Origin of the sequence: Hafnia sp. CBA7124 (genome assembly GCF_002355555.1) — a bacterium.
GTDB classification, from domain to species: domain Bacteria; phylum Pseudomonadota; class Gammaproteobacteria; order Enterobacterales; family Enterobacteriaceae; genus Hafnia; species Hafnia alvei.
This window is the reverse complement of the sequence record NZ_AP017469.1, coordinates 2500240-2513981: the sequence shown is the minus strand read 5'-3', so window position 1 is coordinate 2513981 and position 13742 is coordinate 2500240. Positions and strand designations below refer to the sequence as shown.

At 52.3% G+C, this 13742-nt stretch carries 18 protein-coding genes; 17 read left to right on the top strand and 1 reads right to left on the bottom strand.

The window, feature by feature from the left end; genetic code table 11:
* The first annotated feature begins 35 nt into the window (after nt 1-35).
* The 17 genes from gpFI (at nt 36) to CPY98_RS11620 (ending at nt 12891) form a co-directional block, all read left to right on the top strand.
* Nucleotides 36-419, top strand: coding sequence for a DNA-packaging protein FI (gene gpFI / locus CPY98_RS11700; RefSeq protein ID WP_096387792.1), 384 nt, complete (start codon nt 36-38; stop codon nt 417-419).
* Between the two features lie 7 nt (nt 420-426).
* A complete protein-coding gene (locus CPY98_RS11695; RefSeq protein WP_096387790.1) occupies nt 427-801 on the top strand; it encodes a head-tail joining protein in 375 nt (124 codons plus the stop codon).
* A gap of 1 nt (nt 802) precedes the next feature.
* The gene (locus tag CPY98_RS11690; RefSeq protein WP_166493272.1) at nt 803-1462 is read left to right on the top strand and encodes a hypothetical protein; all 660 of its coding nucleotides are present in this window, start codon (nt 803-805) and stop codon (nt 1460-1462) included.
* A gap of 8 nt (nt 1463-1470) precedes the next feature.
* Nucleotides 1471-2010, top strand: coding sequence for a hypothetical protein (locus tag CPY98_RS11685; RefSeq protein ID WP_096387788.1), 540 nt, complete (start codon nt 1471-1473; stop codon nt 2008-2010).
* Nucleotides 2003-2617 carry a phage baseplate assembly protein V gene (locus CPY98_RS11680; RefSeq protein WP_096387786.1) on the top strand — a complete coding sequence of 205 codons (615 nt, stop codon included), beginning with the start codon at nt 2003-2005 and terminating at the stop codon, nt 2615-2617. Before CPY98_RS11685 ends, CPY98_RS11680 begins: the two co-directional genes overlap by 8 nt.
* Before the next feature lie 36 nt (nt 2618-2653).
* Nucleotides 2654-4117 (top strand): phage tail sheath C-terminal domain-containing protein, encoded by a 1464-nt coding sequence (locus CPY98_RS11675; RefSeq protein WP_166493271.1) that lies wholly within the window; start codon nt 2654-2656, stop codon nt 4115-4117.
* A gap of 17 nt (nt 4118-4134) precedes the next feature.
* Complete coding sequence (locus tag CPY98_RS11670) at nt 4135-4623, top strand: phage major tail tube protein (RefSeq protein ID WP_227719215.1); 489 nt, start codon at nt 4135-4137, stop codon at nt 4621-4623.
* 54 nt (nt 4624-4677) lie between these two features.
* Nucleotides 4678-4974 (top strand): phage tail assembly protein, encoded by a 297-nt coding sequence (locus CPY98_RS11665; RefSeq protein ID WP_096387782.1) that lies wholly within the window; start codon nt 4678-4680, stop codon nt 4972-4974.
* Nucleotides 4975-5076: 102 nt separating this feature from the next.
* On the top strand, nt 5077-7092 hold the full coding sequence (locus CPY98_RS11660) for a hypothetical protein (RefSeq protein ID WP_193764504.1): 2016 nt from the start codon (nt 5077-5079) through the stop codon (nt 7090-7092).
* Nucleotides 7092-7568 (top strand): phage tail protein, encoded by a 477-nt coding sequence (locus CPY98_RS11655; RefSeq protein ID WP_096387780.1) that lies wholly within the window; start codon nt 7092-7094, stop codon nt 7566-7568. The genes CPY98_RS11660 and CPY98_RS11655 overlap by 1 nt, the downstream gene beginning before the upstream one ends.
* Nucleotides 7543-7758, top strand: coding sequence for a tail protein X (locus CPY98_RS11650; RefSeq protein WP_096387778.1), 216 nt, complete (start codon nt 7543-7545; stop codon nt 7756-7758). Before CPY98_RS11655 ends, CPY98_RS11650 begins: the two co-directional genes overlap by 26 nt.
* Before the next feature lie 2 nt (nt 7759-7760).
* On the top strand, nt 7761-8885 hold the full coding sequence (locus CPY98_RS11645; protein WP_096387776.1) for a contractile injection system protein, VgrG/Pvc8 family: 1125 nt from the start codon (nt 7761-7763) through the stop codon (nt 8883-8885).
* Between the two features lie 33 nt (nt 8886-8918).
* Nucleotides 8919-9269, top strand: a complete 351-nt coding sequence (locus tag CPY98_RS11640; RefSeq protein ID WP_096387774.1) for a GPW/gp25 family protein — start codon at nt 8919-8921, stop codon at nt 9267-9269.
* The gene (locus CPY98_RS11635) at nt 9253-10167 is read left to right on the top strand and encodes a baseplate J/gp47 family protein (protein WP_096387772.1); all 915 of its coding nucleotides are present in this window, start codon (nt 9253-9255) and stop codon (nt 10165-10167) included. Before CPY98_RS11640 ends, CPY98_RS11635 begins: the two co-directional genes overlap by 17 nt.
* Entirely contained in the window at nt 10157-10711 is a 555-nt protein-coding gene (locus CPY98_RS11630) for a phage tail protein I (protein WP_338085263.1), read from the top strand. The genes CPY98_RS11635 and CPY98_RS11630 overlap by 11 nt, the downstream gene beginning before the upstream one ends.
* On the top strand, nt 10704-12368 hold the full coding sequence (locus CPY98_RS11625) for a phage tail protein (protein ID WP_096387768.1): 1665 nt from the start codon (nt 10704-10706) through the stop codon (nt 12366-12368). The genes CPY98_RS11630 and CPY98_RS11625 overlap by 8 nt, the downstream gene beginning before the upstream one ends.
* 7 nt (nt 12369-12375) lie before the next feature.
* Nucleotides 12376-12891, top strand: coding sequence for a tail fiber assembly protein (locus CPY98_RS11620; protein WP_157743844.1), 516 nt, complete (start codon nt 12376-12378; stop codon nt 12889-12891).
* An 18-nt stretch (nt 12892-12909) separates the two neighbouring features.
* Here the strand turns inward: CPY98_RS11620 and CPY98_RS11615 are convergent, their stop codons facing one another.
* A complete protein-coding gene (locus tag CPY98_RS11615) occupies nt 12910-13455 on the bottom strand; it encodes a serine acetyltransferase (RefSeq protein ID WP_072309760.1) in 546 nt (181 codons plus the stop codon).
* Nucleotides 13456-13742 lie beyond the last annotated feature (287 nt).

The window sequence follows — 13742 nt, the reverse complement described above, 5'->3', positions numbered from 1 at the left end:
CAGGACGGGGCAATCGCCCCGTGTTAGGAGGCAGTATGGCAACACCGAATAAAGATGAGCTGATTGGCCAACTACAGGCGCTGAGTGCACAACTGGAGCGCGATGCTGATATCAGCGGTACCGCGGCAGAATTACAGATGCGTATTCGAGAGGCACAGGACGAGTTGGATGCGCTAAACGACGAGGGTGATGAGTTGATCATCGATGGCCAACATACGCAGAACCTCAGTGATGAATCTGCTCCGATGGAGAACGCATCATGGGTTCGCGCAGTAGCGTGTAAAACCCTGCATGTCCGAGCGCTGCATGCTGAGCGTGATGAGGTGCTAACTCTCATTTATACCGGTGAGTTGCTGCGCGTCGCGGCGGATGAAGCGGATGCATTAGCGGCAGCGGGGCTGGTGACGTTGGTGCAGTGAGGTCCCTATGAGCGAGGCTTTCGATAACCTTTTTGATGAGGCGCTCTGCGGTGCTGACGATGTGATTTTGGACACCATGGGATCGCCTTCCATTCATATTGAAATTAATAGTGAAATGAAACCTATCCTCGCTGTCTTTGATGAGCCTGCCGCGGATGTGAGTCTACGTCATAACGCCGGTGAGATTCAGGACGTAGCGCCCTCACTTTTTGTAAAAACGGTGTTGGTACTGGGGGTCAAGAAAAGAGCACTGGTTCGGGTGGGGGCATCGTCTTTTTGGGTCGTGAAAGTGGGACCTGATGATGGCGGTACCTGCACGATAACACTGGCGCGGGGTGAGCCGGGTAAGCCGGCGGAAGATATCACACAGTGGAGTCGATGAGATGGCAAGAGACAGCCGGTTACGCCGTGACATGTTGGTGGATATTGATACCGGCGCACTCTGGAAAATTGCCAATGGCGTCGGTGCTACACACAAGCAGTACCGCAATGCTTATTCACGTGCGTTGAAACGTACGGCGGTGACATTGCGTAAACAAGCGTTGGCTGATTTAAAAATCGGTTTGGCGCCACGGAGTTTGGCGATGGTGCGTAAACGTCTGCTCTCTTTTCGTATTTCTCGCGGTGCAATGCTCGATGAGGCCAAGCTCTGGTTTGGGTTAAACGCCATCAAGGTCAAAGATCTGAAAGGTCGCGTTCGGGGGCGTATTCGTCCCCATCATGACCGCCGCGATCCGACGACGGGTCGCTATATTGCTGGGCGGCGTAAATCTACGGGCGAGGCGGGGTTTGACCCAAAAGGCTCGATGTTGCAGGCACACACCTTTGCCAACGGCGAAGTCGCGCGTTCGCGGCGTGAAAATCGGCGCACCGTGGTTATCCGTGATCCGGTGACGCGGCGAGCAAAAGAGGCTGAAATCGACATTTATGCTCCGATGCTCGATTACGTGGAAGATAACGCCTTTGCCGATGTGATGGCGATTTTTATGCACCACTTCCAATCCGATATTAAAGGCCGTGTGAAGGCCAAAATCAGTCTATAGGAGGCGCAATGGCTGAGCCTTTATCGATGGCGGCTTATCATGACGCCGTGATCGGGACCTTAAAAGCCCTACCGTGGGTGGCGTATGCGGATACCTATCCCGAGAACACCACGCAGTTGATGACCCCTGCTGTTTACCTTTCCGTGGATGGCTGGGACCCCAAGAGTAATACCAGCGGACAGCCGAGCGTATCGCTTTCGGTATCGCTGTATATCGTGGTCGATCGTGCCAGCGCCACCATCACCAAGCCGGATATTTACATACGTACCGCGGCGGCTGATGTAACCCAGTGGATTGGCGGCCAGCAGTTTGGTTTGCCGCATATCGATGGTGCGGTGTTTGTCTCCGCGGAGCCCGATGCGTTCGACCCGGCTATGGATGACTATCTGGTGTGGCGTATCACCTTTGAGCAGGGCGCCGCCTTTGGTGCAGATCCGTTTGCGCGCGACGGTGTGCCGGTGAAAGGGATATGGCTGGGCAAGGTGCCCGAGGTTGGCGCCGCACACGTAGCCGATTATCGCAAAATCTATGAGGCACCCGATGAGTGATATGGAAGGTGATTTACAGCGCCGTCTTGCCAATATCGTGCGGCGCGGTGTGATTCATTCTACACAGCACGGCAAGATCCCTAAATGCCGCGTCTCAATTGGTGAGCTTATTACCGATTGGCTACCGCTGTGTCAGGGATTTTCAGGGGGCTTTCGCTCTGATGTGAACCCGTGCACGGTGGGGGATGCGGTGACGGTCCTGTCAGAAGGGGGCGATCTGAACAACGGGCGTGTTTTTCCGGGCTGGGCCACTGGTGGTGCACCGGTACCCGAGGGCAGTGAGTCGGAGCATATTACGGTCTACGGTGACGGGACCGAAGTGCGTTATGACCGCGAAGCCCATGCGCTGACCATTACGATTGCCGAAGGAGGTACCTATAAAATTGTCGGCAAAGGGACGCTCGATGGGCCGGTGGAAATTACCAACACGCTGACGGTGCAGGGCGTAACCACGATTAATGCGAATACCACGGTCAAAGGCAATATCGGTGCCACCGGAGAGATCTCGGATGGCAAAGGAAAAATGAGTGGTATCCGCCTGACCTATAACGGCCATACGCACACGGAAACCGACAGCGTTACGAAAGAACCCAATCAGAAAATGTAACCCGCTCCGGCGGGTTTTTTTATGTCAGGAGAAACTATGTCAGAACTTCATGGCGTTGAAACCATTGAACTAACGTCGGGGACGGTGGCGGTGACCACTATCCAGACTGCCGTGATCGGCCTTGTCGGAACGGCCCCAGATGCCTCGGCGGGTACCAACGCCACCGCGACGGTCGGTACCGCGTTGCTCGATAACGTGTTGTCATTTGCAGCCAGTGAACCGGGACGCTTAGGCAATCAATATAAGGTGGTGGCGGTTGCCGCCGTTCCCGACCCTGAAACGCCCGAAGCGGTGGCCTCGTCAGCGGAATATAACGCCGGTGTACTGACGTTGACGCTCGGCTGTGATACCGGTGGTGTCGTGACGGCAAAAGCCAGTGAACTGTCACCGTTGGTTGCCGCGATTGCGGACAGCAAAATCACGCTGGCGGCTACCGAGGCAGAGGGCCTTATTAGCCCGTTTAGCGTCACTCTCACCGGCGGCGAAGATGAGCCTTTCCCGCTCAATACACCGGTGGCGATGGTGGGAACAAGCCAACTGAATAAACTCGGTGCTGCTGGGACGCTTAAGCAAGCTATCACCGATATTAACGATCAGCGTGCGGCGCTCATTATCGTGGTGCGCGTGCCGGTGGTCACGGAGGAAGCCAAACAGCGTGCCGCCGTGCTTGCGGGTATGCAGTCGTGGGCGCAAAGCGAGTCAATCACCGGCTATAAACCGCGGGTGCTGATTGCCACCGGATTTAGTGAAGATGATGCCGTGGGTAAAGGCATAGAGTCGCTGGCCAACAAGCTGCGGGGCGTGGCCTATGTAGATTGTGCATCGATGGCGACCGCGCAGGAGGTGGTGCAGCGTCGCCAGCAATACGGTGCGCGCGTCGAGCTGCTACGTCCGCGTGTGCTGGTCACTAATGCTGCTGGCGAAAACGTCTATATGCCGTATTCGGCACGCGCAGCGGGTCTGCGTGCACGTATCGACGTGGAAAAGGGCTGGTGGTGGAGTAAATCCAATCAGGATATTAACAACATCCTCGGCGTGGAGCAGGTTGACGAGTTTATTTTGGGTGAGCCGAACTGTCAGGCCAACCTGCTGAACATGGAAAATATCAGCACCATTGTGCGCCGTGACGGGTTTAAACACTGGGGCAACCGTCTGTGTACAACCGATCCGCAGTGGCGTTTTGAATCGGTACGCCGCTCGGCGGATGTTATCGAAGACAGCATTCAAGAAACCGTGTTGTTGTATAACGACCGACCGCTCGATCGCGATATTGCCGACGACATTATCGGCACCATCAATGCCTATATGCGCCAGCTCGTTGGCCTCAAAGCGATTTTCGGGGGAAAAGCATGGCTTGATGAAGAGCTCAACACCGCCGAGTCACTGGCCGCAGGCCAGCTGTATATCGATTACGACTTTGGTCCTAAGTCGCCTACCGAGCGCATTACCCTGCGCGTTCGCGTCAATAATAATTATGCCGTTGAGGAGATGACCGCCTAATGGGAAACAAAAGCACAATGCGTGCCTGGTCTTTTTTTGCCAAAGGCCAGCGCATTCAAGGGGCGCACGAATACACGCCGCCGGAGCTGAGTATTCAGGTCGCCAATTTACGTAGCGGTGCCCAAGACGCCCCGACGCCGGTGGATGATGGGATGGAGGCGTTGACCTGTCAGGTGAAGTTCTGGGGGATTGATACCGACGTATTGGCATTGCTGGGCTGTGTAGTGGGGCAAAAGCCACGCTTTACGGCCTATGAAGGTTACATGAGCAACGGCACCGCGCTCGGCACGATTGAAGAGTTTGAGGGGTTTGTGTCCAAAGTGACACGCGATGCTCGCTCGGGCGAATCCTTATCCGAAGTGTCGGTGACGGTCGATCTTGCGCTCAATTACTACAAGCAGACGCTGGAAGGGCGCGAGCTTATCGAGATTGATACCGAACGCTTTACCCGACGCATCAACGGTGTTGATCAGTTGGGTGGACTGGCGGCAAAAATCCGCCTTTAAACCTTAATGTAAACGAATAAACGGCCTCTGGGCCGTTTTTTTATGGAGCCTATTATGTACCCAGCCAATTCAAAAACCATCACCTTGTATACCCCGTTAACCCTTGCCAATGGTTCTCAACTGACCGAGGTGGCAATGCGCGAGCCCACGGTGCGCGACCGTATCACGCGTGAGAAAGACCGTGGAAGCGAAGGGGAAAAAGATGCGCGCATGTTGGCGCTGCTGTGCAGCATGAACGAACAGGACGTGTACGCGTTAACCGCAGCGGATTACCTGCAACTTGAGGAAGCATTCAATGTTTTTATGCTCCCGCCAGACAAGCGCCCGAAAGTGAAATCCGCCAAGGCATAAGGTTTTTAGGGCGTCGCTTGCACTTTGCGATGAGTGACTACCTCGATATGCCGTTTAGCACGTTTAAGGATTTTCTCTTTGATGAAGTGGAGGCGGTAAAACGTGGCCTTAAACCAAAACCTTAAAGCCGTCATCACCTTTGGCGGCAATCTTGATGCCAGTTGGAACCGCTCCACGCAGGGGATCAACAAAGGCATTAAGGATGTTGAAAAACAAACCCAGAAGCTGACCAAGCAACAACAGACGCTGGCGAGTGAAATCAAGAAGAGCAAGCTTGCTGGGAAGGATATCAGCGCGCTTAAACGTGACTATAGCGGTGTCACGAAAGAGATTAAGAAAGCCAGCGCGGCGCAAGAGGCCCTGAATCGTGACCTGAAACGCGCCGAGCAATTTAAACGCGTCCAAGGTTTAGGCAAAGGCGCGTTTGCTAAAGCGGGTAATATCGCCGCGTCCATGTTTCCCGGCGGTTTGGCGCTGGGCGGCGGCGGGCTGATTGCCGGGGCGTTGGGATCACTGATTGCACCTGCTGCCCGTAATGCGCAAACCGCCGAAAAAACGGGGATCGCCAAGAGTTATGGCGTGGGGGTGGAAACCTTTAACGCATGGGACTCGGTGGGCAAGCAATACGGCATGAACGGCGAGAACTTTGGCGATCTGTTTGAAGAGTATCTGCATAAAGCCGGGGAGTACAAACAGAACGGCAAGCAGGGTGGATTGCAGGATGCGTTTGAAACGCTGGGATTTAAAGCCGGTGATCTTGCTGGTCTGAGTGATATAGACCAGTTCAGCAAAATTGTAGAGCGCGCGCTGACCTTAAAAGATCAGTCTAAGGCGTCGTTTGCCCTCGATAGTCTGTTTGGGGGCGAGGCGAGTAAAATGCTGATGCTGCTCAAGCAATCCGGCAAAAGCTATCGCGATTTGATGGACGAACAGAAACGCTATCAGTTGGTCACGGAAGAAGGTGCGAGGGGGGCGGTGGAAGGCAATCGCGCGGTGAGTAACCTGCAGACGGTACTCTCTTCTGCGATGGATGAAATCTCGGGGCAACTCGGCGGACAGCTTTCCCCGCAGATAAAATCGCTGACGGACAATCTGGCGGAGTGGTTTAAAAACGGCGGGATTAGCAAGATAGTCAACTTTATGAAGAACGAGCTTTATCCCGGCGTGCTGACGTTTGGGAACGGCGTGGTCTTCGTGGGCAAGATTATTTATGCCGCGGCGAAAAAACTGTCATGGATGTTGCCGGACGAAAACGAGTCCAAAACCGATGTGCTCACGGCGATCGGTTCGGGTATGCCGATGGAGGTGGCAAAAATCAAAGCCGAGGGGGACGGCTTAGGGGAGTGGTTTGCGCAAAATGTGAATAAACCCGGCATGGAAAAATCATTGCGTGATCAGTGGTCGGGCTCACAGTCCAAACTCGGCGCTATCCCGTTGTTCTGGGATAAAGATCAGGAGGGAAAAGAGCGCCAGCAGCTGCTTGAAAGTGTGGACGGTAAAAGCAGTGATGGCCCGTTCTCGTTTGATTGGGCCACAGAGATGAGCAAAAACACGCCGAAGAGTGACCCAAGTACGGGCACAACACCGGTGGAAAAAGGATTGGGTTTAACCTTTCCTTCGCCTGATGTCGGGCGCGGAACGCCTCTGCCTGAACAGACTCAGGGCCTGCAGTTTTCATTGCCGCCGACGGTTTTACCCGATGCCGTGCAGCGGGTTAATTATACCGATCCGAACACGACATTTCCTGATGCCATACAGTTCGTCAATGACTCCGGCTTAAACTCCCCGCGCCCCGATTTGCTGCCACATACACCTGATGCACCGTTGTTGCCGCGAGAGCCACAGACCCACAGCAATGATAAAGCAGAACCTTCTGGCACACTTGATCCTGAGTCAGCATCATCGTGGCCAACACTCATTCAGCAGATTGAGCGTGTGGACACCGATCAGAAACCCACCGCGATAACGGACAGCCGTCGGCAGGAGCTCAAGATTGAAATCAATGTGAGCAACGAGCAGGAAGGTTCAGCCATTGCTGATGAGGTGATCAACAAAGCGCAAGCGACCGATATTTTTAACGGTAATAACGCCATGTACGACAACGGGGGGCTGTGGTGATGAGCGGTTTTTCAGTGTTAGCGGCGGTTGAACAAAGCGCCTCATCGGTTCAACGCGCGTCCGCTGCCAGCGATCCGCCACGGGTGATGCTGATACTGGGCGGCTTCGAGTTCTCTATCGATGCGTTGACCTACAACGAACTTTCGCGTGAGGCCAGCTGGCGCTGGAGTGCGCAAGAGCGTATCGGACAGGCGGATTTATTGCAGTTTACCGGCAAAGAGCGACGAACGGTCACGCTTCACGGTGAGGCTCATGCTTTTTACCGCAAGGGGGTGGGTGCCATTGATGATTTATACGACTTAGCGGATAAGGCTACCCCGCAGCAGCTGGTGAGCGGGGCGGGTGATGTGCTGGGCTATTGGGTGATTGAGAAATTTAACGACAGCACCTCCAAGTTTCTCCCCGCTGGCACGCCGCGCCACAAAACCTTCTCAATAGGGATACGACATTATGCCGACGACCTATCAAACCCGTGAGGGGGACATGCTGGACGCGATTTGCGCCGCGCATTATGGCTGGCCCAATTTAGGGGATGCGGTAGTGCTGGTACTGGACGCGAATCCGGGTCTTGCGGACCTTGGCGCTGTCTATGGTGCCGGTGTGATGATAACGCTGCCGGATCTGGATACGCCGGTAGCAGCGTCACCCCTTCAACTGTGGGATTAGGCATGAACAGCGTAGAAGAGTACCGGCCTGAGTTTAGCGTGACCGCCGAGGGTAAAGACATCTCTAAAGCGTTACGCCAATGCCTGCAAGAACTGACGCTTACCGACAACGGCGGGGCCACAGGCAAAGCCGATGAGCTACAAATCACGCTGATATCGGAAACCTTACCGCTGCCCAGTAATGGGGCACGACTGCAGCTCGGTTTGGGGTTTAACGGTCAGTTAGAAGATAAGGGCTGGTTTGTGGTCAGCGGTGTCTCGAGCAGTGGTCCACCGCGTAAAGTGGTGATCTATGCCACGGCAGCACCGATGAATGCCCAGAAGCACAGCGGGAACGTGCAAAGCCACAAAACGCGCAGCTGGGATAATTTGACGCTGGGCGACATTGTGAAAACGGTGGCCACCGACAATGGCCTGATCCCGAAAGTCGCTGATAAGCTGGCGGCAATTGCGGTACCGCATCTTGATCAGGTGTCGGAGTCTGATGCCAATCTCTTGACGCGACTGGCTCGGAGTCATAACGCCGTCAGTAAAGCCAGTGGGGGATATTGGTTGTTCTTGGAGCAAGGCGCGGCGTTAACCGCCAGCGGCAAAACCCTTGCCGATGTGACTATCGTCCCGCCTGAGGTATCGAACTGGACTTACAGTGAAGGCCAGCGCGGTTCGACTACGGGAAAGCCGTCGTCCGGCGGAAAAGAGAAGAAGGGCAAGATTGGGGTCAACTACTATGATGAGGATACCGGGCAGACCAAAGTGGCGCAGACCGAGCATGATGGCCCCGATCTCGAAAACCCCTATACCCAATCGCATAAAGCGCAGGCAGACCAGCAGGCCAAGGCGAAAAAGACGCAGGCCAAACGCAACGAGCGGCGGATGAATATCACCGCGCCGTGCCGTCCTCAACACTTACCGTTGACCGCCGAGGCGCGCGTGACTACGCAAGGGTTTGGTCAGCGTGAGGATCGCTCATGGTTGATTGAGTCGATGGTCTATAGCCTAACCAGTGGGGGACTCTCGGTGGCATTTAATTTAGCGACGGATATCAAACCCAAGGCGACAAGCGGTAAGAAAAAGAAAGAGAAGAAGGATAAAACCGGCCCCGAATATTTCGGCAAACAGAAAAACTAGACCCGCTCCGGCGGGTTTTTTTATGGAGGTGAGATGCAGGGTGTAAACGCTCAGACGGGCAAACGACTGGCGGGGAATGCACATCTACGCCAATCCGTTATCGACATTCTCAGCACGCCTAAAAATAGCCGTGTGCTTCTGCGTAATTATGGCAGTGATTTACCTGACCTGATTGATAACCCGCAGGACGAAAGCACGCGGGTGCGCATTGTGGGGGCGACGGCCTCTGCGCTGGCACGCTGGGAACCGCGGTTAACCGTCAAGCGCGTACAGGTGGTGCGTGATGGCGATGGTGTGTTTGAGCTGACCATCGAGGGCATTAACAAAGAGACCGGTCAGCCGGTAACGCTTGAAGGGATAACCATTTATGGCAACAAGTCCTAACCTTATCGATCTCTCCGCAATCCCGGTACCGGATGCCATTCTTGTCCCTGATGCGACGACTATTTTTAACAGTTGGCTCGAGAAGCTCCGCGATCTGGATACGGTCTATGACGCGCTGGTGGAGTCTGATCCGGTCTACAAGCAGGGCGAAGCCAATGCGTATCAAACCATCTTGTTATTGCAGCGTATCAATGATGCGGTGCGTGGCGTGTTGTTGGCCAGTGCGTTGGGCGCGGATTTGGATCAGATTGGCGCCGGATTTAACGTGGCGAGGCAGGTGATAACTCCCGCCCAGCCCGAGGCCATTCCGCCGGTTGACGCCAAGATGGAGGAGGATGAGGCGTATCGGGGACGCATCCAGCTGTCATGGTCACAGCTCAGTACCGCCGGTGCGCGTAACGCTTACCGGTTTTACGCCAAATCCGCCGATCCTGATGTATTGGATGCGGAAGCCTATGGACCCCAAACCCACAATCGTCCCGGCGAGGTGGATGTGTATGTGCTGTCGCGAACGGGAAGCGGTACCGCGCCCCAAACGCTACTCGATACGGTCAGTCATGCATTAAACGAAGATGAAGTTCGGCCGTTAACGGATTACGTGACGGTGCAAAGCGCGGTCCTGAGTGAATACGCCGTGGTGGCCACGTTGGATATTCCCGACGGCCCTGACGCCCAGACGGTGTTGGAGAGTGCAAGAGCAGCACTTGAAACCTACGTGGCACAGGTGCATCGCATTGGCGGCGTAGCACCGCTTTCGGGTATTTACCGCGCCCTGCATCAACCGGGTGTGACTCGTGTTCATTTGGCACAGCCCCCCGCGGATATTGAAGCCAAAACAGGGGCAGCGCCGTATTGCAGCACGGTCACGTTGACCTTATTGGAGGCGGATGATGTTTAAGTCGTTACTCCCGCCTAATGCTAAGTCCGAAGAGCGCGCGATCGAACAGACCAACGGCGAACAAATTCTTGCGCTGCCGGTTCCTATTCGTCATGTCAAAGATCCCGCGACCTGTCCGGCACATTTGCTGCCGTGGCTGGCATGGGAATATGCAGTGGATTACTGGAACCCTGATTGGGACGAGGCACAAAAGCGGCAGGTTATTGCGGACGCGGCCTATGTTCACCAGCACCGAGGAACGGCAGGTGCAGTGCGGCGATCGCTAAGCGCGGTGGGCCTACCCACTACCGTGGTGGAATGGTGGCAAGACCAACCCCGGCAAGACCCGTACACCTTTCGTATTGAGGTCTACAGCACACAGGGGGTGACCGAAGCCTTGTACACGCAGATCCGTAACCTTACCGATCGCGCAAAGAACCTCCGCAGCCACCTGAGCAAAATAGATGTGATCACCGACGTGGGAACAGAAGGACTTTTTTATATTTCAGGTGCTGCGACCGCGCACATTGATATCGATATATTTGCAGGGGAGCCCAATGGCTAACTTTTACAGCATTATCACGAACCGCGGCAAAGAGCTGGAAGCGGAAGCGCTGGCGAGTGGGACGAAAATCACGCTGGTGAAATTTGTCGTCGGTGACGGCAACGGGCAGGCCACGCCGCCAAAGCCAACGCAAACCAAGCTAGTGAACGAGAAATACCGCGGCGACATTGGGGATCTCAGCGTTTCTCCTGATCAATCGACCCAGATGATGGCAAAAATAGTCCTCCCGATCGACGTGGGCGGCTTTACCGTGCGTGAAATCGGGATACTAACTGATGCCGGTGAGCTGTATGCCGTGGCGAACTGTGCTGCAATTGAAAAGCCGGTCGGCGGTGTCAGCGTCAATATGCAGTTTCGTCTGGCGGTGTCAGATACGGCCAATATCACGTTAAATGTCGCGACGGGTGACGGGCTGTTTTTGCGAATCGATCAGAATTTGTCGGAAATCCGCGGGCGCGGAGCACAGGCACAAAAAACAGCGCGCGAATCACTGGCTGTTGTGGATGCGTCAACAAAGCAAAAAGGGTTAGTTCAACTAAACAGTGCCACTAACAGCACCAGTGAAACACAGGCGGCAACACCGGCAGCAGTGAAAGCGGCGAATGATAATGCCAACGGACGCGTACCGAGCGGGCGCAAGGTTAATGGTAAAGCATTAAGTGCTGACATCAACGTGACATCAACGGATATTTTTGACGTTCAGGCTGTTGGTATTGGCGCTAATCAAAACCTGAATAACTTCAAAACACCGGGTATCTATTACCAAACGGCAAACGCTAATAGTTCGCTAGCGCTGAACTATCCTGAAGCGCAGGCTGGTACGTTGCTTGTCTACAAGAACGCGGGTATCACACAAGAATATCGCGTGTATAACAGCAGCCGCATTTATACCCGTAGCCAGTATATGGATGGTGCATGGACGCCGTGGGCTAAACAATACAACTCCTTAAATAAGCCGAATGCCAGCGATGTTGATGCATTACCTATTAGCGGCGGCACGCTTAATGGCAACTTAATCGTAAAAAACCAAATTCAAGTGGGTGGTGTAGGAAATGGCGTATTAAATATTGGTGACAATGATTCAGGGTTGCGCAGTTCTGTCGATGGGCAAGTAGATTTTTGGGCCAATAGTAAAAAGATGGGGTATTGGAACATCAATATTCTGTCGTTCACTGGGCAAATTATTCCAACAAACTACGCTAACTTTGACGCTAAATATCAGTCAAAAGGCGACTATACCCCTGCAGGACAAGCTTACACAAAGGCTGAAAGTGATAATCGATTCCAGCCTAAAGGTAACTATACCCCTGCCGGAGAAGCTTACACCAAGGCGGTAAGTGATGGGCGATTCCAGCCTAAAGGTAACTATACCCCTGCCGGAGAAGCTTACACCAAAGCAGTAAGTGATGGGCGATTCCAACCAAAAGGAAGCTATACCCCAGCGGGGCAAGCATATACAAAAGGGGAGTCTGATGGGCGTTATATTCAAAATATGCGATTAGGAACAGCGGCTACCATAAGCATTGGAGGAAATGGTTCGGTTCCGGGGGGATGTGTTGTGGTTGGCGCTGGTACCGATGATTGGAAACTCAATAGGCTTATCTATAAGCCTATCCAGAGAAATATTAACGGTGTTTGGGCAACAATTTCAGGATAATAGCAACATGGAACTAATTAACTTATTGCAGTATGAGCCTATTATTAAAATGGCTCCGGATGTTCTTTATTTAAAAGATAAGAATGACCAAGATTGGTATGAGTCACAAAAATTATTCTCAGATTCAACTATGAAGATGGGCTGTGATAGTAATGGGGTAATACTTATGGCCTCAGTTGATGTGTCAACGTTATGGCCTGAGGGGCTATCAGTATTTGAGGTTTACCAATCAAATTTACCGAATGAATTTAAGGCAGATGCCAGTTGGCAACTCAAAAATGGAAAGATTGTTAAAAGAGTATTGTCACAAGATGAGGTTGTAGCCTTAGCTGATACCCAGCGCTCGGACATGCTTCGGCATATCTCTGATAGAATACTTCCTTTGCAAGATGCTCTTGAATTAGATGATATATCAAACGATGAATTGATTTTGTTGAGGGAGTTAAAGTCAATTAGAGTTGTATTAAGTAGGCTGGATACATCAAAAGCACCAGATATCAAGTGGCCAGTGCTTCCTGAGTGAAAATTACGATATGAATAGCTAACTTATGTCGTTAACTATCAATTTATTTGTTTTCTCAGTATATACAGTAGTATTTGGTGGTATATCTTTTCCTATAAAAGTCATGGCACCAATTACTACATTGTCACCAATATTAATATTATCGGCTAAAATACATGAGTTAGCACCAACAGTTACATTGTTTCCAATTATAATCATTGCGCTTGTTTTACCTTGAATTCCAATTGTAGTGTTTTGCCTTATCGTAAAGTTTTCACCAATGTTACAACAATCAGTAATTACAACCCCTTGAAAGTGAACTACTTTAAAGCCAGGAGCAATTTTAGCGCCTAGACCAATCTCTGTGTTGAAGTTCTTCATTATTTTTCTATTTAGGTAGCGAGCTGCCCACTTACTTGTAGTGCCATCACGACTAAAAAATAACTCAGCTAATCTCCACCAAAGATAGAATCGCTTATTGGGTAGAGACCAATAGCGGTGTAGAACCCTGCGCCAAGAGAATTTGCGCTTGTTCAATATTTCTGCTGAGATGCATCTTTTGAAATGGAGATAATTATCATTCATTGTAGAGTTCTCATCACATCAGTCACTAATTTATTTTTGTCAACCATCATGGAAACCTGAATATTCAACATAGATGTGCTTAAATTTTACATTGAAAAAAGAAATATTCATATCCCAGTATATTCGGAAATATGGTGGGTATCAGAGCTGTCATCAACGAAAAACTTCATGTTCCTATGTAAAAGAAGACCCCGATGACCTAGGTTTGCGTCAGTCAGCATGTGGGATCTATCCTATCGATTAAACAAATTGATTAGGCGTTTTATGAAGATAGGTGAGTAAGCGTC

Bases quoted from the DNA above. Each gene is read 5' to 3' on its own strand.
- CPY98_RS11665 (WP_096387782.1), top strand. From the start codon at position 4,678: ATGTACCCAGCCAATTCAAAAACCATCACCTTGTATACCCCGTTAACC.
- CPY98_RS11625 (WP_096387768.1), top strand. From the start codon at position 10,704: ATGGCTAACTTTTACAGCATTATCACGAACCGCGGCAAAGAGCTGGAA.
- CPY98_RS11680 (WP_096387786.1), top strand. From the start codon at position 2,003: ATGAGTGATATGGAAGGTGATTTACAGCGCCGTCTTGCCAATATCGTG.
- CPY98_RS11615 (WP_072309760.1), bottom strand. From the start codon at position 13,455: ATGAATGATAATTATCTCCATTTCAAAAGATGCATCTCAGCAGAAATA.
- CPY98_RS11620 (WP_157743844.1), top strand. From the start codon at position 12,376: ATGGAACTAATTAACTTATTGCAGTATGAGCCTATTATTAAAATGGCT.
- CPY98_RS11630 (WP_338085263.1), top strand. From the start codon at position 10,157: ATGATGTTTAAGTCGTTACTCCCGCCTAATGCTAAGTCCGAAGAGCGC.
- CPY98_RS11645 (WP_096387776.1), top strand. From the start codon at position 7,761: ATGAACAGCGTAGAAGAGTACCGGCCTGAGTTTAGCGTGACCGCCGAG.
- CPY98_RS11640 (WP_096387774.1), top strand. From the start codon at position 8,919: ATGCAGGGTGTAAACGCTCAGACGGGCAAACGACTGGCGGGGAATGCA.
- CPY98_RS11635 (WP_096387772.1), top strand. From the start codon at position 9,253: ATGGCAACAAGTCCTAACCTTATCGATCTCTCCGCAATCCCGGTACCG.
- CPY98_RS11685 (WP_096387788.1), top strand. From the start codon at position 1,471: ATGGCTGAGCCTTTATCGATGGCGGCTTATCATGACGCCGTGATCGGG.
- CPY98_RS11650 (WP_096387778.1), top strand. From the start codon at position 7,543: ATGCCGACGACCTATCAAACCCGTGAGGGGGACATGCTGGACGCGATT.
- CPY98_RS11695 (WP_096387790.1), top strand. From the start codon at position 427: ATGAGCGAGGCTTTCGATAACCTTTTTGATGAGGCGCTCTGCGGTGCT.
- gpFI (WP_096387792.1), top strand. From the start codon at position 36: ATGGCAACACCGAATAAAGATGAGCTGATTGGCCAACTACAGGCGCTG.
- CPY98_RS11675 (WP_166493271.1), top strand. From the start codon at position 2,654: ATGTCAGAACTTCATGGCGTTGAAACCATTGAACTAACGTCGGGGACG.
- CPY98_RS11655 (WP_096387780.1), top strand. From the start codon at position 7,092: ATGAGCGGTTTTTCAGTGTTAGCGGCGGTTGAACAAAGCGCCTCATCG.
- CPY98_RS11670 (WP_227719215.1), top strand. From the start codon at position 4,135: ATGCGTGCCTGGTCTTTTTTTGCCAAAGGCCAGCGCATTCAAGGGGCG.
- CPY98_RS11690 (WP_166493272.1), top strand. From the start codon at position 803: ATGGCAAGAGACAGCCGGTTACGCCGTGACATGTTGGTGGATATTGAT.